18 protein-coding genes and 2 tRNA genes are annotated in these 16,972 nt (G+C 53.7%); 12 read left to right on the forward strand and 8 right to left on the reverse strand.

Annotated features, from left to right (window positions below; translation table 11 throughout):
* Positions 1-24: 24 nt before the first annotated feature.
* Together apbC and dcd are read left to right on the forward strand one after the other, a co-directional pair.
* A complete protein-coding gene (apbC, locus tag JI62_RS09865) occupies positions 25-825 on the forward strand; it encodes an iron-sulfur cluster carrier protein ApbC (protein WP_088699995.1) in 801 nt (266 codons plus the stop codon).
* Between the two features lie 11 nt (positions 826-836).
* Positions 837-1,403, forward strand: a complete 567-nt coding sequence (dcd, locus tag JI62_RS09870) for a dCTP deaminase (RefSeq protein ID WP_035579668.1) — start codon at positions 837-839, stop codon at positions 1,401-1,403.
* 82 nt (positions 1,404-1,485) lie between these two features.
* On the opposite strand, the gene purN is transcribed toward dcd, so the two are convergent.
* Positions 1,486-2,253, reverse strand: a complete 768-nt coding sequence (gene purN, locus JI62_RS09875; protein ID WP_088699996.1) for a phosphoribosylglycinamide formyltransferase — start codon at positions 2,251-2,253, stop codon at positions 1,486-1,488.
* Positions 2,250-3,317, reverse strand: a complete 1,068-nt coding sequence (gene purM / locus JI62_RS09880) for a phosphoribosylformylglycinamidine cyclo-ligase (protein WP_088699997.1) — start codon at positions 3,315-3,317, stop codon at positions 2,250-2,252. The genes purN and purM overlap by 4 nt, the downstream gene beginning before the upstream one ends.
* A 318-nt stretch (positions 3,318-3,635) precedes the next feature.
* Here purM and JI62_RS09885 point away from each other — a divergent pair, with 318 nt between their 5' ends.
* Complete coding sequence (locus tag JI62_RS09885; protein WP_240513204.1) at positions 3,636-4,787, forward strand: AI-2E family transporter; 1,152 nt, start codon at positions 3,636-3,638, stop codon at positions 4,785-4,787.
* Complete coding sequence (gene hda, locus JI62_RS09890) at positions 4,784-5,491, forward strand: DnaA regulatory inactivator Hda (RefSeq protein WP_088699998.1); 708 nt, start codon at positions 4,784-4,786, stop codon at positions 5,489-5,491. The genes JI62_RS09885 and hda overlap by 4 nt, the downstream gene beginning before the upstream one ends.
* A gap of 109 nt (positions 5,492-5,600) precedes the next feature.
* Here the strand turns inward: hda and JI62_RS09895 are convergent, their stop codons facing one another.
* Positions 5,601-5,975 (reverse strand): phasin family protein, encoded by a 375-nt coding sequence (locus JI62_RS09895; protein ID WP_088699999.1) that lies wholly within the window; start codon positions 5,973-5,975, stop codon positions 5,601-5,603.
* A 289-nt stretch (positions 5,976-6,264) separates the two neighbouring features.
* Between JI62_RS09895 and JI62_RS09900 the strand changes: the two genes are divergently transcribed.
* On the forward strand, positions 6,265-7,641 hold the full coding sequence (locus JI62_RS09900) for a class II fumarate hydratase (protein WP_088700000.1): 1,377 nt from the start codon (positions 6,265-6,267) through the stop codon (positions 7,639-7,641).
* A gap of 33 nt (positions 7,642-7,674) precedes the next feature.
* On the opposite strand, the gene JI62_RS09905 is transcribed toward JI62_RS09900, so the two are convergent.
* On the reverse strand, positions 7,675-8,745 hold the full coding sequence (locus tag JI62_RS09905; protein WP_088700001.1) for an endonuclease/exonuclease/phosphatase family protein: 1,071 nt from the start codon (positions 8,743-8,745) through the stop codon (positions 7,675-7,677).
* A gap of 248 nt (positions 8,746-8,993) precedes the next feature.
* Between JI62_RS09905 and JI62_RS09910 the strand changes: the two genes are divergently transcribed.
* Both JI62_RS09910 and JI62_RS09915 read left to right on the forward strand, forming a co-directional pair.
* A tRNA-Val gene (locus tag JI62_RS09910) sits at positions 8,994-9,070 on the forward strand.
* Between the two features lie 23 nt (positions 9,071-9,093).
* A tRNA-Val gene (locus JI62_RS09915) sits at positions 9,094-9,170 on the forward strand.
* A gap of 118 nt (positions 9,171-9,288) precedes the next feature.
* Here the strand turns inward: JI62_RS09915 and JI62_RS09920 are convergent.
* The 4 genes from JI62_RS09920 to JI62_RS09935 all read right to left on the reverse strand — a co-directional run bounded on the left by JI62_RS09920 (position 9,289) and on the right by JI62_RS09935 (position 12,450).
* Positions 9,289-9,762: a GAF domain-containing protein gene (locus tag JI62_RS09920; RefSeq protein WP_088700002.1), complete on the reverse strand. Its 474-nt coding sequence runs from the start codon at positions 9,760-9,762 to the stop codon at positions 9,289-9,291.
* Between the two features lie 100 nt (positions 9,763-9,862).
* Positions 9,863-10,654 (reverse strand): MetQ/NlpA family ABC transporter substrate-binding protein, encoded by a 792-nt coding sequence (locus JI62_RS09925; protein ID WP_007114419.1) that lies wholly within the window; start codon positions 10,652-10,654, stop codon positions 9,863-9,865.
* 103 nt (positions 10,655-10,757) lie between these two features.
* The gene (locus JI62_RS09930) at positions 10,758-11,411 is read right to left on the reverse strand and encodes a methionine ABC transporter permease (protein WP_088700003.1); all 654 of its coding nucleotides are present in this window, start codon (positions 11,409-11,411) and stop codon (positions 10,758-10,760) included.
* Positions 11,392-12,450 (reverse strand): methionine ABC transporter ATP-binding protein, encoded by a 1,059-nt coding sequence (locus JI62_RS09935; protein WP_088700004.1) that lies wholly within the window; start codon positions 12,448-12,450, stop codon positions 11,392-11,394. Before JI62_RS09935 ends, JI62_RS09930 begins: the two co-directional genes overlap by 20 nt.
* A gap of 622 nt (positions 12,451-13,072) precedes the next feature.
* Between JI62_RS09935 and JI62_RS09940 the strand changes: the two genes are divergently transcribed.
* From JI62_RS09940 to ung, 5 genes are all read left to right on the forward strand, one after another.
* Entirely contained in the window at positions 13,073-13,699 is a 627-nt protein-coding gene (locus tag JI62_RS09940; RefSeq protein WP_088700005.1) for a riboflavin synthase subunit alpha, read from the forward strand.
* Positions 13,700-13,907: 208 nt separating this feature from the next.
* Positions 13,908-15,206, forward strand: a complete 1,299-nt coding sequence (locus JI62_RS09945) for an NCS2 family permease (RefSeq protein ID WP_088700006.1) — start codon at positions 13,908-13,910, stop codon at positions 15,204-15,206.
* A gap of 41 nt (positions 15,207-15,247) precedes the next feature.
* Positions 15,248-15,793, forward strand: coding sequence for an adenine phosphoribosyltransferase (locus JI62_RS09950; protein ID WP_088700007.1), 546 nt, complete (start codon positions 15,248-15,250; stop codon positions 15,791-15,793).
* Between the two features lie 6 nt (positions 15,794-15,799).
* Positions 15,800-16,279 carry a xanthine phosphoribosyltransferase gene (gpt, locus tag JI62_RS09955; RefSeq protein WP_009286932.1) on the forward strand — a complete coding sequence of 160 codons (480 nt, stop codon included), beginning with the start codon at positions 15,800-15,802 and terminating at the stop codon, positions 16,277-16,279.
* A gap of 2 nt (positions 16,280-16,281) precedes the next feature.
* Positions 16,282-16,965, forward strand: coding sequence for a uracil-DNA glycosylase (ung, locus tag JI62_RS09960; RefSeq protein WP_170938524.1), 684 nt, complete (start codon positions 16,282-16,284; stop codon positions 16,963-16,965).
* The last annotated feature ends 7 nt before the right edge of the window (positions 16,966-16,972 follow it).

The following is a 16,972-nucleotide window of genomic DNA, read 5'->3' on the forward strand; positions in this document are numbered from 1 at the left end:
AGCCTAAACGAGGAGTGCCATTGAATGGATGGGGTTAAGCATATTATTGCAGTGGCATCGGGTAAGGGGGGCGTGGGAAAATCCACCGTCACCGTGAACCTGGCATTAGCGCTCTCAGCACAGGGCTATCGAGTAGGCGTCCTGGATGCGGATATCTATGGGCCCAGTCAGGCACAGATGCTTGGTGTTAAAGAGGGCACGCGCCCCCAGGCGGCCAGTAATGACCGGTTCCTGCCGCTCCAGGCCCATGGCATTCAGGCCATGTCGATGGCGTTTATGGTCAATACCCGCGAGCCGATGGTGTGGCGCGGGCCAATGGTGGTGGGCGCCTTCCAGCAGATGCTGACGCAAACCCAGTGGGACAATCTCGATTTTCTGTTGATCGACATGCCCCCAGGTACCGGTGATATCCAACTGACCCTGGCCCAGAAAGTACCGGTCGCTGGCGCGGTGATTGTGACCACCCCACAGGACATTGCGCTGTTAGATGCCCGTAAAGGGATCGAAATGTTCCGTAAGGTTAATGTGCCGGTGCTTGGCGTGGTGGAGAATATGAGCCTCTACCACTGCGAAAATTGCGGTCATGAGGCGGCTATTTTTGGCACCGGCGGTGGCGACAGCATTGCCGAAGAGTACGATACCCAAGTGCTTGGACGACTGCCGCTGACGCTCTCCATCCGAGAGTTAACGGATTCGGGACGCCCAAGCGTAGTGTCTGAACCTGAAGGCTCGGTGAGCCAAACCTTTGCGGCTATTGCCAAAAAAGTCGCTGAGGCGGTGAGCGTTAACCAAGGCGACGGCCCAACTATTTCCTTTAGTGAGTGATAACGAAATAAATGAGTATCAAATCTGATAATTGGATTCGTCGCATGGCCAAAAGCGACGCGATGATCGAGCCGTTTGAAGCCGAGCAAGTGCGCTATGTGAATGACCAGCGGGTGATCTCCTACGGCACGTCTAGCTATGGCTATGACGTGCGCTGCTCAGATGAATTCAAAGTCTTCACTAATATTCACTCAGCGATCGTTGATCCCAAGGCGTTCGACGCAAAAAGCTTTGTCGATATTAAAGGCGACGTGTGCATTATTCCGCCCAACTCATTCGCGCTGGCGCGCACGGTGGAGTACTTCCGTATTCCCCGTAACGTGCTCACGATTTGCCTGGGTAAATCCACCTATGCGCGCTGTGGCATTATTGTTAACGTGACGCCGCTGGAGCCCGAATGGGAAGGCCACGTTACCTTGGAATTCTCTAACACCACCAATCTGCCAGCGAAAATCTATGCCCATGAGGGCGTCGCGCAGATGCTGTTCTTAGAGTCTGATGAAGTGTGCGAAACGTCGTATAAAGACCGCGGCGGCAAGTATATGGGTCAGCGTGGTGTGACCTTGCCGCGTACCTAGTTTACGCAATGCACTGCTACGAGAAAGCGCCTTAAGGCAAAACCGTAAGGCGCTTTTTAATGCTTATGGTGATGATACCAGTCTAGCCCTGAGACTCTTCGTCGAGCTTTTCATCAAGGTCTTCATCAAGCTCTTCCGCTGCGTCGGCGTGGGAGAGCCGCATGCCGTGTTCCGGCAGTAGATGGCCATCCATCTTGGCACCTTCGGCGCTGAACTGCAGCCGACCTTCCAAAAACCACTGCACCGCGATCGGATAGATCAGATGTTCCCGGGCGCGAACCTTCTCTTGCAGCGTTTCAGCGGTGTCGTCACTGGTCACTAGCAGTTCCGCTTGCAGTACCACTGGGCCACCGTCCAGCTCTTCGGTCACAAAGTGAACGCTACAACCATGGCTGGCAGCCCCATCTGTCAGCGCACGGGCGTGAGTGTTGAGCCCTTGATAAGCTGGCAGTAGCGAAGGGTGGATATTCAGCATTCGGCCCAGGAAGCGCTGCACAAAGCGAGGCGTCAAAATGCGCATAAAGCCTGCCAGTACAATCAGATCCGGCTCGTGGCGCTCAATGACTTTGATCAAGGCGCCATCGTAGGCTTCGCGACTATCGTATTCCCGGTGGGGTAGCGCAACCGCTTCAATGCCTGCTTCGTGGGCGCGTTTCAAACCATAAGCGTCAGCGATATTAGAGATGACCGCGACAATCTCACCACCACCTAAACGGTCGTGGGACTGAGCATCAATCAGCGCCTGCAGATTGCTGCCACTGCCTGAGATAAGTACCACAATGCGGCGCGCACCGAGGGGCTCCGGCGTGACGTCTTTAATGGTATCGCTCTGGTAGTCCGTATTGGTCATGCCGAGAGGTTCTCCAGAATAACGGCGTCCCCTTGGCGCGCAACGATCTGGCCCAGACGATAAACGGACTCGCCCTCGGCTTGCAGATGAGCCACTGCTTGCTCTGCGTGATGCTGCGGCACCACAACAACCATGCCAATACCGCAATTGAGCACGCGGTGCATTTCGGTTTCATTCACGTTGCCGTTGGCCTGCAGCCAATCAAACACGGCTGGGCGTTGCCAACTGGCAATATCAATATGCGCCGCGAGGTTGTCGGGCAGCACGCGGGGAATGTTTTCCAACAAGCCGCCGCCGGTGATGTGCGATAATGCGTGCACGGCAATCTCGCTGCTGCGCATTAAGGAGAGCAGCGATTTAACATAGATGCGCGTAGGTGCCATCAGCGCATCGCCGAGGGTTTTACCGTCGATGTCGGTCTCTAACGACGCGTTGCTGACCTCGAGTATTTTACGAATCAGCGAGTAACCGTTTGAGTGCGGCCCGGAGGAAGCAAGCCCCAAGATAACATCGCCTTCGGCCACTTTGCTGCCATCTAAAATGTCCGCTTTCTCGACCACACCTACGCAAAAACCCGCTAAATCGTAGTCGCTGCCTTCGTACATGCCCGGCATTTCGGCGGTTTCTCCGCCTACCAGGGCACAGCCAGCCAGTTCGCAACCAGCGCCAATGCCGGTAACAACGTCAGCAGCAATATCCACATCAAGCTTACCCGTGGCATAGTAGTCAAGAAACAGTAGCGGCTCCGCGCCGGCCACGATGAGGTCATTGACACACATGGCGACCAAATCAATGCCAATGGTGTCGTGCTTGCCAAGATCCATTGCCAGACGCAGCTTGGTGCCGACGCCATCGGTACCCGAGACAAGCACGGGCTGCCGATAGCCTGCGGGGATCTCGCATAGTGCGCCGAAACCGCCAAGTCCGCCCATGACTTCCGGGCGCGTAGTGCGTTTGGCAACGTGTTTAATGCGGTCAACTAAGGCGTTACCGGCATCAATATCGACGCCTGCGTCCTTGTAGCTGAGGGAAGGAGTAGCCGAAGAAGAGGGGGTCTCGGTCATGACAGATCCTGTGAAGCAAATAGCGGTGCTGGTAGTGCTGGCGACTTGGCCAGTGCTAGACGATAACTGGAGCGGATTGTAACACTCAGCGGCGCAGGTCGCACCGCTGTCGCGCACGATGAAAAGCATACGAGCGACTTTCGCTCATTTGCGGCATAGTAGTGGCGTGGTAAAAACAGTAGCAACGAGTGAAAGGATAAGTGAACGGATAGTAGCAACGAGTGAGCGTTAGGTGTAATCAGTAAAATGTGTCGCGATAAGTGCAATAGTAACGATAAGTGCAAATAAGCGGATTAAATTCACGTTTGAGAGGGATCTATGCGGAATTCTTGGTGGGGTGTCCTATTTTTGGTGGTAATAGGCGGGTTAATTTATTTGTTAGACGCGGTTCTGATGCCTTTTATTGCTGGGATGATTCTCGCTTACTTAGCTGATCCGCTGGCTAACCGTTTTCAGCGCTGGGGCATGAACCGACCCTTCGCGGTAAGCAGCGTGTTTTTAGTACTGCTGGTCGTCCTCGTGGCGAGCCTGTTGATCTTGATACCGCTGCTTGTTCAACAACTTAAACAGCTGGGCGAAGCTATCCCGGGTATCTTCAATTGGGTAGAAAACAGACTCGCACCACAGGTGCAAGAGTGGACCGGTTATGACTTAACCGCGGAATTGACCAATGCTCGGGAGACGCTGGTCGAAAACTGGCGCGATGCGGGCGGCTACTTAGCCCAGGTGTTAGGACAAATTGGCCGCTCAGGTATGGCGTTTGCGTCATGGATTACCTACGTGGCGCTGATTCCTGTGGTTACTTTCTATCTGCTGTTGGACTGGAATCGCTTACTGGCCAATATTGCCAATCTCGTGCCTCGCCAGTGGGCGGATGATACTTTCCGGTTGGCGCGCCGTTGCGATGAAGTACTGTCTTCGTTTTTACGTGGCCAATTGCTGGTGATGCTCTGTTTGGGGATTATTTATGCGGTGGGCTTAACGTTGATGGGGCTTAATTTTGGCCTGCTGATCGGCTTTGTCTCCGGGTTGGTCAGTATTGTACCGTTCTTGGGCTTTATTGTTGGCTTGGTGATTGCCCTGGTTGTTGCCCTATTCCAATACGCTACCTGGTGGGCGGTGCTGGGCGTCATCATCGTGTTCAGTATTGGCCAAATGGCTGAGAGCGTAGTTCTGCAGCCTAAGCTATTGGGGGATAAAATTGGCCTGCACCCGGTCGCGGTTATATTCGCCGTGCTGGCCGGTGGTAACCTGTTTGGCCTAACCGGCGTGTTGTTGGCGCTACCTGTTGCTGCGGTAATCCTGGTGCTGCTGAAAGAAGTGAAAGTTCGTTATCAGCATAGCGAACTGTACGATGAAAATAATACCGAAAAGCATGCCCCAATCATTGAGGTGAGTTCTGCTGAGTTTGGGCGTGATGCCCCTAGTCGTGATGGAAATAGCCGTAAAGATCAAGGGGAGTCGTCATGAGCCGAATACCGGCACAGCTTCCTTTGGGGATTGGCCTGCGCGATGACGCAACCTTTGATAACTACTATGTGGCGCGTTCGAACACGCCGCTGGTTGAGCACCTTACCCAGCAGCTTACCCCTGAGGGTGAGCAGTTTCTCTATCTGTGGGGGGCGCCTGGGGTAGGGCGTAGCCATCTGCTTCAGGCGGCGTGTCATGCGGCGTCTGACGCAGATAAGCGAGCGCTTTACTTGCCGCTGTATGATTTGGGCCACTTTCCGCCGTTAATGCTGGAAGACATCGAACGCCTGGATCTGGTCGCCATTGATGACCTGGAGTGCGTGATTGGCCGTAAGCGCTGGGAAGAGGCGCTGTTTCACGCTTTTAACCGGCTAAGAGATGCGGGCAAGAAATTGGTGATTGCAGCCAGTGCCTCCCCACGACAGCTCAACGTGGTGCTACCGGATTTGGCTTCCCGCCTGACCTGGGGGGTAACGTTTCATGTTCACCCCTTGGAAGATGATGACGAGCGTTTAGCAGCGCTAAAGCTGCGCGCCAGTGTAAGAGGGATGCAACTGCCTGATGACGTTGGGCGCTATATTTTGCATCGTGGGCCGCGAGAATTAGGTGAGCTGTGCCGCGCGGTGGAAACCCTGGATAAGGCATCGTTATCAGCTAAGCGTAAATTGACGATTCCGTTTGTGAAATCCGCCCTCGGTTGGTGAATCTGCGGATCTAAAATGCTATGGGCAACGACTAAAACGCCCCTGTCAGCGAGAGCCGGCAGGGGCGTTTTATGAAACATTTTTATTCGCTTAGTGCTTCAATAAGCGATTAAGCAGTTTTGCTCAACTTGCTGGCAGCGGTTTGCGCCTGCTTAACGTTGTCTTCGGTAATTTTCTGGCTTTTCTGGATAAAGTCCTGCTGCAGAGAGACGACTTTATCGGTATCGCCCTTAACGCGCTCAGCCAGCTCTTTAACCACTTTTTGCTGACCTTCCATATAGCTGCGCAAGCCTTCTGCGTCTTTTACGTCCATCATTTGACGCATTTGCGCGATGCCGGTATCAACATAGGCTTTGCTGGCATCCATCTGAGCGTTGATCATTTTTTCGCTGTAATCGATGCTCAACGCCATGTAGGCGCGTACTGGGGCCATAAACATGTTGTCAAACTGCTGAGTCATTTCGTTAGTATTTAATGTACGCATCGTCATACCCTCCTGGGTTTGGTCTTGCACAAGCAGCTATCCAGAGGTTGGCGCTGCCGATTGAATGAGTAGCTTTTTAAGCTATCTTGCGTTGCAGCATAGCAACTGTTTTTGTGCAGTGCAACATTTGGTTTTTGGCATCTACTAACCGCGGGGCAAGCGTATGTTTACCCGCATGCTCTAACCAGCTAGCTTGAAGGTAGAGAGCATGGCTTTAGCCAGCGAACGATAGACCGGTTATGCGCTCAGATAGGCATCACTGTTAATTTCACTGTTGGGAGTAAGAGCAATGGCAACACGGATAGAACGCGATAGCATGGGCGAATTGGAAGTGCCCTCTGAAGCCCTATATGGCGCCCAAACTCAGCGGGCCATCAATAATTTCCCTGTCTCTCATTCGCCTATGCCGTCAGCCTTTATCCATGCAGTCGCGCGTATCAAGCTAGCGGCAGCCCGAGCTAATCAAACCCTGGGAGGGCTTGACAGTGCGCGTGGGGAGGCGATTCAAAAAGCGGCTCGCGAGGTGTTAACAGGTAAGCATGATCAACACTTTCCCATCGATGTGTTTCAAACCGGTTCAGGCACCTCGACCAATATGAACGTCAATGAAGTGTTGGCGACCCTGGCAAGCCGGGAAGGTGTCGAGGTGACGCCGAACGATCACGTCAATATGGGGCAGTCCAGCAATGACGTGATTCCCACGGCCATCCATCTGTCGGCTGCTATCGCCGTGCATGAATCGCTGCGTCCCGCCCTCGTTCACCTGCGCAGCACTATCGACCAGCGCGCCAGTGAGCTAAGCCATGTGGTAAAAACCGGCCGTACCCATCTCATGGATGCCATGCCGCTGCGTATGGATCAAGAGCTGGGCGCATGGTCGAGCCAGTTAGGTCAGGCCATTGAGCGCATTGATAGCGCCATGAAACGGCTGTGCCGATTAGCTCAAGGCGGAACCGCCGTGGGCACCGGCATTAATGCTCCTATCGGCTTTGCTGAACAGGTCGCCCAAGAGCTGAGCGAACAGACGGGGTTGATGTTCACTCCTAATGACAGCTTCTTTGCCAGCCTCTCTTCCCAGGATGCCGCGGTAGAGCTTTCCGGCCAGTTGAAAGGCTTGGCCTGCGTGATTATGAAAATTGCCAACGATTTGCGCTGGATGAATTCAGGCCCGCTGGCGGGGTTGGGTGAGATCGAGCTGGAGGCGTTACAGCCCGGCAGTTCAATCATGCCGGGGAAGGTGAACCCCGTGATTCCTGAGTCAGCCGCCCAGGCTGCCGCGCAGGTCATTGGTCTGGATAGTGCGATTACCGTCGCAGGGCAGAGCGGTAACTTCCAGCTAAATGTGATGTTGCCGCTGGTGGCTTCCAATTTGCTTACGTCAATCAGCTTGATGAGTAATACCGCACGGCTGCTGGCTGATCGTGCGATTGCCACTTTCAAGGTGCGTGAAGATAACCTGAAAGGGCCATTGGCCAGAAATCCGATCTTGGTGACGGCGTTAAATGGCGCTATTGGCTACAACGCCGCCGCGGCAATTGCCAAAGAGGCTTACCAGGCGGGGCGGCCAATTATTGATGTGGCCGAGGAGAAAACGAATCTTGACCGGGAGACGCTTGAGCGACTGCTGGATCCCGCCGCGTTAACTCAGGGAGGTATCCCTGAGTAACACCCTTAAGCAGCGTTAAGGTTGGCTTGTGGTTCAGGTTTCTTGCCGCTCGGTTTTGCCTTCCTGAATTGTTTCGCTGGCTTCACTGCGCTCCTCCGCATCCGCTTCGGGCGTTTCATGCTCGTCTTGGCGCGAGGGGCGGTAGCAAAAGGTGGCCAGTATCGGAAAGTGGTCGGAGCCAAAGTAGTTCAGTCGCTGCATACCAACCAAGGTGAAGTGCTCGGTCACGAAGATATGATCCAGGGGCCAGCGCAACATGGGATATTTGGCGTGGAAGGTGCTGAATAAACCCCGTCCACGGCGTGGGTCGAGCATGCCGCCCACGCGGCAAAAAAGCCGAGTAGTGCGTGACCAGGCCACATCGTTCAGATCCCCGGCGACCAGGGTTGCCCGGGGATCTTTGTGGATCTGTTTGCCCACTAACAGCAGCTCAGCATCCCGCCATAAAGATTTTTCGCTCTCACTGGGGGCCGGTGGCCGTGGGTGGAGTGCGTAAAAACGAATGCTATCGCCGTTAGCAAGCGTTACTCGGGTATGAATAGACGGAATGTCGTCCTGTATTAGCCACTTAACGGAAGTATCGGTAAGTTCCAGGTGCGAGTAGAGGTGCATGCCGTAAAGGTTGTCGAGCGGGATCTTGACGCTGTGTGGCCACTGCTCTGCGAGGGCAGGATCCAACTGATCCTGCCACCACTGGTCTGACTCCAGGGTCAGTACAATATCCGGCTGGTGCTGTTTGATCATATCGATCAGCGCCTGAGCCTGCCGATTAGGGGTCAGCACGTTGGCGATCAGCAGCGTTATCCGTTTATCTGAATCGTTGCTTTCCGCCGTTTTAACCTGAACCGGCCAGAGTGGCGTCCAGGGCAGAATGTAGTAGAGCTGGAACAGTAAAGTGATGCCCGAGGCGAATAGAGCTACCCATAGCCAGGGGCCGGGCTCAACGAAGATAACGGCTAATAGCCAAGTGATTAAAGCCAGGAAAGCAATCTGCAGGCGTGGAAATTCAAAACTGCGAATCCACCACCAATGTAAATGTATGCGTGCTATCAGCGTCGCTAATAACAGCACAATCGCTATGCTTCCTAGCAAAATACCCAGCATGGTTTATCTCCCTGTAGATAACGCCCAGCGCATTGAAGCACTAAGCCTAGCGTTAGAAGGCTGCAGGTGTCGAATTGAACATCTACTCGTCATGGGTGTAACGCGGGAGGGAGAGGGCGTGTAATGGGAAAGAGCTTGCAATTCAGTGATAAAAGCGTAAGATATGCATCCGTTGCAAAGCGCGCAGCTATCTAAGTAGCGCGCTCTAGATAGACTAATAGCCTAGATAGACTAATAGATAGCGTAATAGAACCATAGCTCAGTTGGTTAGAGCGCCACGTTGACATCGTGGAGGTCGGCGGTTCAAATCCGCCTGGTTCTACCAGTCTTTTGCTAACACCCCTTTTCAGGACCATAGCTCAGTTGGTTAGAGCGCCACGTTGACATCGTGGAGGTCGGCGGTTCAAATCCGCCTGGTCCTACCAGCTTTTATCAGAAACGCCCCAGGCAGCGATGCCTGGGGCGTTTTTGCGTGGGTGTGATAGCGTCTTTGGTTTTTTAGTCGCTAAGGCTTTTAATAGCTAGCGCTAAACTTGCGCTTGATTAAACAAAGTGGGGCAGGTCAGTTTGGCGCATAAAAGTGGCGACCAGGGCTTCGACGCCTGCTTGGTCTTGTTGAGTAAAGCGCGTATGCAGTGGGCTATCCAGATCCAATACGCCCCACAGGCGGCCATCCACTACGATGGGAACCACTAGTTCGGAGCGAGAGTTGGCGTCGCAGGCAATGTGGTCGGCAACCGCATGGACGTCGTCCACTCGCTGGGTGGTTTGGTGGCGAGCGGCCGCGCCGCATACGCCTTTGCTAAAGGGAATTGGATGGCAGGCGGGCTGCCCTTGGAAGGGGCCTAAACCTAACACATCAGGCTGGCGCTGAAGATAAAAGCCTACCCAGTTTAAGTCGCTAAGCTGTTGGTGAATAAACGCACAGGTTTGCGCACTGTTGGTGAGCCAATCGCGTGTATCGAGCAGCGCTTCAAGCTGGCGATTGAGAAGTGGGTAGTCAACGCTGTTTTGCATGTGGGCTCCTATGCTACTAACGCAACAGGCCGACACTTATTCATATGGGCGGCATATGAGTGTCGGCCTGGATGGTATCTATTTTCTGCTAATCGGGGTATTACTCGATCCAGCCAGGAACGGCTGCGCCTTTGAACAGCTCTTCGGCTTTCTCGATCACTTCGTCGCGCTGATAAGCGTCGACCAACTGGCGAATCTCTTCACGCTCTTCGTCACCGCCGCGAACCGCGATCAGGTTGACGTAAGGGGACTCAGGGCCCTCTTTGATCAGGGCATCATCCAGGCTTAAACCGGCCGGTTGTGCGAAGGTGTTGTTGATGAACGCCATGTCCACATCGGGCAGCACTCGGGGTAGCTGAGCGGCTTCGATCTCGCGGAAACGGAAGTCGCGGGGGTTCTCAGCGATATCGATCGGCGTGGATTCGAGGAATTCTGGATCGTTGAGGGTGATCAGGCCTTCGTTGTGCATCAGAATCAGCGCGCGACCTTCATTTGATGGGTCGTTGGGCAGCGCGATTTGAGCGCCGTCTGGCAGGTCATCGATACTGTCGTATTTTTCTGAGTAAGCGCCAATGGGATAAACGAAGGTGTAGCCAGCGATAGCCAGGTCATAGCCACGGTCGTCGACCATCGACTGCAAGTAGGGCTCATGCTGGTAAGCATTGGCGTCCAGGCTGCCGTCTGCCAGGGCGGCATTCGGGGTAACGTAATCGGTAAACTCGATGATTTCCACATCGAGGTCGTACTCTTCTTTGGCAATACGTGCTGCCACTTCCATCACTTCGGTCTCAGGGCCAGCAACGGTACCCATTTTAATGCTGCGCGTTTCAGCATTAGCGACGTTAACTGCAAGTGCCAGGGCGGTAAGACTACCAATAATCAGTTTTTGCATGAGGTCTCTCCAGTGACGTTGTGCTTAATAGTGCAATGATGCGGCAATAAAAAACCGTTGTCTAATGCATTTTGGTTATAAGAGATGGGTGGTGAGCTTACTACTATTTGCGATCACTTTTGCGAACCAGATAGTCGCCCAGGCTCTGAAACCCCTGCACCATGACAACCAGGATCACCACCGTAATCAGCATGATGGTGGGGTTAAAGCGGTTGTAGCCGTAGCGAATGCCTAAGTCGCCAAGGCCACCGCCACCCACTGCACCGGCCATGGCGGAGTAGCTTACCAGTGTGACCACGGTGATGGTTAAGCCGGTCATGATGCCGCCACGAGCTTCCGGAATCAGTACTTTGCGAATAATTTGCCAAGGGGTTGCCCCCATGGCTTGGGCAGCTTCGATTAACCCGGGGGAAATTTCGTTAAGCGCTGCCTCGACCAGCCGAGCGACAAACGGAATAGCGGCAATGGTGAGCGGAACTGATGCGGCATTAATACCAATCGAGGTGCCCACCAGCATGCGCGTGAAAGGAATGATCGCCACCATCAAGATAATAAACGGGATCGAGCGTCCAATGTTGGTAACAATGCTCAGTACTTGATTAAGTACTGGCTTCGCTAATATTTGCCGCGGGCGCGTGACGTAGAGCATCACGCCGAGTGGCAGGCCAACGAGGGTGGAAATAAGTCCTGAAACGGCCACCATATAAAGCGTATCCAGCGTGGCCTGTAAAATTAAATCAATCATTGCGCTGGACATGGCCGAGTACCTCCACTTGTAGTTGATGGGATTCGAGATAGTGCATGGCTTGCTGGGTTTGCGCCGCAGAGCCCAGTAGCTCCGCAATCATCAGACCTAGGGTACGCTCCTGAATCGACTCTACTTTCGCTTGTAAAATGCTCACATCGACCCCGCACTCCCGCGCCAGGCGTGAAATCAACGGGGTCGAGACCGCATCGCCAGAGAAGGTTAGGCGTACCACGGGGTGGGTGTTTTCGCCGGGGGCATCAAGGAGTCTCTCGATCAGCTCTTTGGGCGGCGTTAGCTGCAGGAAGTCGTTGAGAAACTCACGACCCAGCTGGGTGCGTGGGGCGGTAAAGAAGTCGCCAACTTCCGAGTCCTCCACCAGTTCGCCATTCGAAATCAGGCTCACCCGGTGGCAAATCGATTTGACCACTTCCATCTCGTGAGTGATCAGCAGGATGGTAATGCCCAGTTGATGGTTTATATCGCGCAGCAGTTCCAGTATTGAGCTGGTGGTTTGTGGGTCTAGAGCCGAGGTTGCTTCATCGCAGAGGAGTACCTGTGGCTTGCTGGCCAGGGCCCGAGCAATCGCTACCCGCTGCTTTTGTCCTCCGGAAAGCTGGGCAGGGTACTGGTTGGCTTTATCCGCCAGACCTACCATCTCCAGCAGCGGAATAACGCGATCGCGCACGGTGTGGCGTTTTTGCCCCATTAACTCAAGGGGTAGCGCAACGTTGTCGAATACGGTGCGTGTGGTCAGCAAATTAAAATGTTGAAAGATCATGCCAATACGATGGCGCGCACGGTTTAGCTCGGCATTACTCAGGCGTGTCATTTCCTGACCATCGACCGTCACGCTGCCGCTGGTGGGGCGCTCTAGCAAGTTGACGCAGCGGATGAGCGTCGATTTGCCTGCGCCGGACAGGCCGATGACGCCGTGAATCGTACCCTTGGGTACCGTAAGGGTAGCGTTTTTGAGCGCATGGATGGCGTTTGCACCGCTGCCCCTGTTATTGCTGAAATAGGTTTTACTAACGTTGCTAAGTTCAATCATAGCGTTTGCCTTACCGGTAGGCCGAAAACAGTGTGCGGGAGTGTGCAACCCAAGCGATTAAAAACAGTTGGGATAAGCTCTCGGGTCACTAAAAAAGGGCGGCTAAGGATAGGGCGGGGAATAAAAAAAGGCCACCCTAATGGGTGGCCATCAACGCTGGACACACCCTTTTAGCTGCACTTCACCGGGTCAATAACCAATACTAAATCAGTGACCAAGTGGACGCCCGCAATCTGGGTACAAATCGGCGTCATTACATTTGAGGCAAAATTTTAGGGTTGGATAGCTGTCTTGTCAATTTTGGCCGTCGTATTTTATGTTTTTACCCTGTGAAATGGCATTATTTTCTAATATTTGTGAACGGTTTGGTTTTAAGTTCTGTTGGTAGTGCTTGAACAGTCTTTAACTGGATGAAAACACCTCCCGCTTAACAGCCACAGGAATGTGAATGGCGTAGAATGGGGCAGTGAAAAACCAACAACGCGGTGCACAAATCTCAGGCAGCAGTAGTAAGCTTGCGCCAATGACTTGGCACTTTGACGGCTCAATGCTTCTTACTGCTCATTCTTGACGACTTTATTTTTACTATACGTTTTTCACTACATTAGGAGAGAACAGCCTTATGTTTACTGGCATTGTGCTAGGCGTGGCCAGGGTAGTGGCGGTGCGTGAGCTGGATGATTTTCGCGTGCATGTGGTGGAAATGCCCCCTTCAATGCGCGAGGGGCTTGAGATCGGCGCCTCCGTGGCCCATAACGGTGTCTGTTTAACGGTGACGGCGATTGAGGGCGATAACGTTAGTTTTGATTTGATGCGTGAAACGCTGCGATTGACTAATCTTGGTGCAATTACCCCAGGGCAATGCGTCAATATTGAGCGCGCTGCGCGCTTTGGAGATGAAATTGGTGGGCATTCCATGTCGGGCCACATTATTTCCATGGCTGAAGTCGTGGCCATTGAAGAGGCGCCTAATAACCGTCGGCTGTGGTTTTCACTGCCGGAAAGGTTGGGCCGATTCGTGTTTGAAAAGGGCTATATCGGGGTGGACGGTATTAGCTTGACCATTGGCGATGTACGCCACGCGGAGAGGGGCGCCGTGGAGTTTAGCGTCAATTTAATTCCTGAGACGCTGTCGCGCACCACCCTTCAGGATAGGGCACCGGGAGATCAGGTCAATATCGAAATTGATCCGCAAACCCAGGTAATCGTTGAAACCGTTGAGCGCGTATTGTCGCAACAGCAGCGGTAATGGTGTTTATTGGTTGTTGGGCTGACCGATCGGTTAGATCATGGCCTAAAGATTGCTTGGTATTCGGCAGCGGGGCGGTTTCCGCCGACATTGGTCGCCATGTTGAGCCGCTCGCATCAAGGCGAGCGTTTCGGTAGTATGTGCGGCTTTTCTCAGCACCAGAACGCATACACGTCATGCGACGTTAGGGCTAAGGACAACAAACTTCATGAAACTTCTGGATAACTATTTCAAGCTCTCCGAGCAAAAAACCAACGTGAAAACAGAAGTTATCGCCGGGATCACCACCTTCCTGACGATGGCCTACATCATTTTTGTCAACCCGAGCATTCTTTCAGAAGCGGGGATGGACTACGGCGCGGTGTTCGTAGCGACTTGCTTGGCGGCGGCGATTGGTTGTTTCGTCATGGGCCTGTGGGCCAATTACCCTATTGCCCAGGCACCAGGCATGGGTTTGAACGCCTTCTTCACCTATGGCGTTGTACTGGGGATGGGTTATACCTGGGAGGCTGCGTTGGGGGCAGTCTTCTTCTCCGGTTTAACCTTCTTTTTATTAAGCATTTTTAAAATTCGCGAGTGGATCATTAACTCCATTCCAATGACATTACGCTTGGGGATAGCCGCGGGTATTGGACTTTTCCTGGCGATGATTGCGCTTAAGAATGCCGGTATTGTGGTCGCTAACCCGGCGACCTTTGTTTCCCTGGGCGACCTTTCACAGCCGCCAGCTATTTATGCACTGCTGGGCTTTTTTGTGATTACCGCGCTTGCATACCTCAAGGTTACCGGTGCAGTGATGATTGGTATCTTAGGCGTGACCGTTGCAGCGATGGTGCTTGGCCATAATGAGTACGGTGGCCTAATGTCGATGCCGCCCTCCATTGCCCCTACCTTTATGGCCATGGATTTGATGGGCGCGTTGGACGTGGCGATGCTAAGCGTGATCTTTGCCTTCCTGTTTGTGGATCTATTTGATACTTCGGGTACGCTGATCGGTGTCGCACATCGCGGCAAACTGCTAGACAAAGACGGCAAGTTGCCGCGCATTGGTCGCGCCATGATGGCCGATAGCACTGCCTCAATGGCGGGCGCTGCCTTGGGTACTTCCACCACGACGAGCTACATTGAATCGACGTCGGGTATCGTCTCGGGTGGTCGCACTGGTTTAACGGCGGTAGTCGTCGGTTTTTTGTTCCTGATCAGCCTGTTCTTCGCACCGCTGGCGGGCTCGATTCCGGCCTACGCAACTGCGGGTGCGCTTCTGTATGTGGCTGTTCTGATGGCGGGAAGTTTGGCTCATGCTAATTGGGAAGATCCCACCGATGCCGCACCGGTACTGATTGCCGCCCTGGCAATGCCGCTGACGTTCTCGATTGCCGAAGGCATCGCGCTAGGCTTTATTAGCTACGTGGCGATCAAGGCGCTGTCGGGCCGCTTTGGCGATCTGAATCCGGCGGTGATTATTCTAGCGCTGCTGTTTGCGGCCAGATTTTTATTCCTAGGGTAACTAGCCCTTATCACTTTTTTTATTACTCAATGAGAGACGCGATGAGCATCTACGGCGACTACATTAAGTCCGTTATTCGCACGGTTCCCGATTGGCCTGAGCAGGGCGTGAATTTTCGCGACATCACCCCATTGCTGCAAAATAGCGCGGCCTTTCGCAAGCTGATCGATAGCTTCGTACACCGCTATCAGGAGATGAACCTGGATGCCATTGCAGCCATCGATGCGCGTGGTTTTATTATTGGCGCACCGCTCGCCTATGAGTTGGGCTGCAGCTTTGTACCGGTGCGCAAGAAGGGCAAACTGCCCTTCAAAACCATCAGCGAGACCTACACCCTGGAGTACGGTCATTCTGAAGTGGAGCTGCATTCCGATGCCTTCCAAACGGACGATCGTATTCTGCTGATGGATGACCTGATTGCCACCGGTGGCACTATGCTGGCAGCGGCCAACCTCATTCAGCGCAGCGGTGGCCATGTGGTGGAGACCGCCACCATTATTGATCTGCCTGAACTGGGTGGTTCGCAGAAAATTCGCGATGCTGGTTATAGCGTATTCGCAGTTTGTTCTTTCAACGAAGACGAGTAAATCCCCATGAGCAGCGATCGCTATCACCAACACTTCACTGTCTCCTGGGATCAACTGCACCGTGACGTGCGTACGCTTTGTCACCAGATGATCGAGCGTGACTTTAAAGGCATCGTAGCGATTACCCGCGGCGGTTTAATTCCTGCCGCGTTGATTGCCCGGGAGCTTAATATCCGGCTGATCGATACCGTATGCATTAAAAGCTACGACCACATGGATCAAGGCGGCCTGGATATCATGAAGGGCGTCGATCATGATGGTGAAGGCTGGTTGTTGGTCGATGACTTGGTGGATACCGGCAAAACGGCGCGGGCAGTTCGCAAAATGCTGCCGAAAGCGCACTTTGTGACTATCTATGCCAAGCCGGATGGTCGCCCGCTGGTGGATCAATACCTAACCGAAGTGGCTCAGCAGTGCTGGATCCAGTTCCCATGGGATATGGGCGTTGCCTATGTTGAGCCGCTTGTCGATCAGATGAAGAGGTAGTGATGGCTAATCCGCTTCCCGACGACTGGAATCAGTGGCTGGGTAATGAATTTCAGGCTGACTACATGCTGGCGCTAAAAGCGTTCTTGGCTGATCAAAAAGCAGCCAAAAAAATCATTTATCCCCACTCCTCACACTGGTTTCGCGCCTTTGAGCTGACCCCGTTGAGCGAAGTGAAGGTGGTTATTTTAGGCCAGGATCCCTACCACGGCCCCAATCAGGCTCATGGCTTATGTTTTTCCGTGCAACCCGGCGTCCCGGTGCCGCCGTCGCTGGTCAATATCTATAAAGAGCTGGCCAGCGATGTCGGTTTTAGCCCCGTGCGCCATGGCCATCTGGAAGCATGGGCGAGGCAGGGCGTACTGCTGTTAAACACCTCGCTGACCGTGGAGCAGGGCAATGCGGCCTCGCATCGCGGTAGAGGGTGGGAGCCCTTCACTGATCGCGCGATTGAAACCGTCAGCCAGCACGCACCACCGTGTGTGTTTCTGTTATGGGGCAGTCATGCGCGCCAGAAGAAGGCGCTGATCGACCAGGGGCGCCACCTAATACTGGAAGCCCCGCACCCTTCACCGCTTTCTGCACACCGGGGGTTTTTCGGCACTCGGCATTTTTCCCAAGCCAATCAATTTCTGCAGGCGCAAGGGCGAGCCCCTATCGAGTGGCAATTACCGGAAACCCCTTAACCTCTTA

This window comes from Halomonas campaniensis (genome assembly GCF_002211105.1).
GTDB lineage: Bacteria > Pseudomonadota > Gammaproteobacteria > Pseudomonadales > Halomonadaceae > Vreelandella > Vreelandella campaniensis_A.

Coding starts and splice junctions, on each gene's coding strand:
- JI62_RS09920 (WP_088700002.1), bottom strand. CDS start 9,762: ATGCAAAACAGCGTTGACTACCCACTTCTCAATCGCCAGCTTGAAGCG.
- ung (WP_170938524.1), top strand. CDS start 16,282: ATGGCTAATCCGCTTCCCGACGACTGGAATCAGTGGCTGGGTAATGAA.
- JI62_RS09905 (WP_088700001.1), bottom strand. CDS start 8,745: ATGCTGGGTATTTTGCTAGGAAGCATAGCGATTGTGCTGTTATTAGCG.
- JI62_RS09895 (WP_088699999.1), bottom strand. CDS start 5,975: ATGCGTACATTAAATACTAACGAAATGACTCAGCAGTTTGACAACATG.
- apbC (WP_088699995.1), top strand. CDS start 25: ATGGATGGGGTTAAGCATATTATTGCAGTGGCATCGGGTAAGGGGGGC.
- JI62_RS09945 (WP_088700006.1), top strand. CDS start 13,908: ATGAAACTTCTGGATAACTATTTCAAGCTCTCCGAGCAAAAAACCAAC.
- JI62_RS09950 (WP_088700007.1), top strand. CDS start 15,248: ATGAGCATCTACGGCGACTACATTAAGTCCGTTATTCGCACGGTTCCC.
- JI62_RS09900 (WP_088700000.1), top strand. CDS start 6,265: ATGGCAACACGGATAGAACGCGATAGCATGGGCGAATTGGAAGTGCCC.
- JI62_RS09885 (WP_240513204.1), top strand. CDS start 3,636: ATGCGGAATTCTTGGTGGGGTGTCCTATTTTTGGTGGTAATAGGCGGG.
- JI62_RS09935 (WP_088700004.1), bottom strand. CDS start 12,450: ATGATTGAACTTAGCAACGTTAGTAAAACCTATTTCAGCAATAACAGG.
- gpt (WP_009286932.1), top strand. CDS start 15,800: ATGAGCAGCGATCGCTATCACCAACACTTCACTGTCTCCTGGGATCAA.
- purM (WP_088699997.1), bottom strand. CDS start 3,317: ATGACCGAGACCCCCTCTTCTTCGGCTACTCCTTCCCTCAGCTACAAG.
- JI62_RS09925 (WP_007114419.1), bottom strand. CDS start 10,654: ATGCAAAAACTGATTATTGGTAGTCTTACCGCCCTGGCACTTGCAGTT.
- dcd (WP_035579668.1), top strand. CDS start 837: ATGAGTATCAAATCTGATAATTGGATTCGTCGCATGGCCAAAAGCGAC.
- hda (WP_088699998.1), top strand. CDS start 4,784: ATGAGCCGAATACCGGCACAGCTTCCTTTGGGGATTGGCCTGCGCGAT.
- JI62_RS09940 (WP_088700005.1), top strand. CDS start 13,073: ATGTTTACTGGCATTGTGCTAGGCGTGGCCAGGGTAGTGGCGGTGCGT.
- purN (WP_088699996.1), bottom strand. CDS start 2,253: ATGACCAATACGGACTACCAGAGCGATACCATTAAAGACGTCACGCCG.
- JI62_RS09930 (WP_088700003.1), bottom strand. CDS start 11,411: ATGTCCAGCGCAATGATTGATTTAATTTTACAGGCCACGCTGGATACG.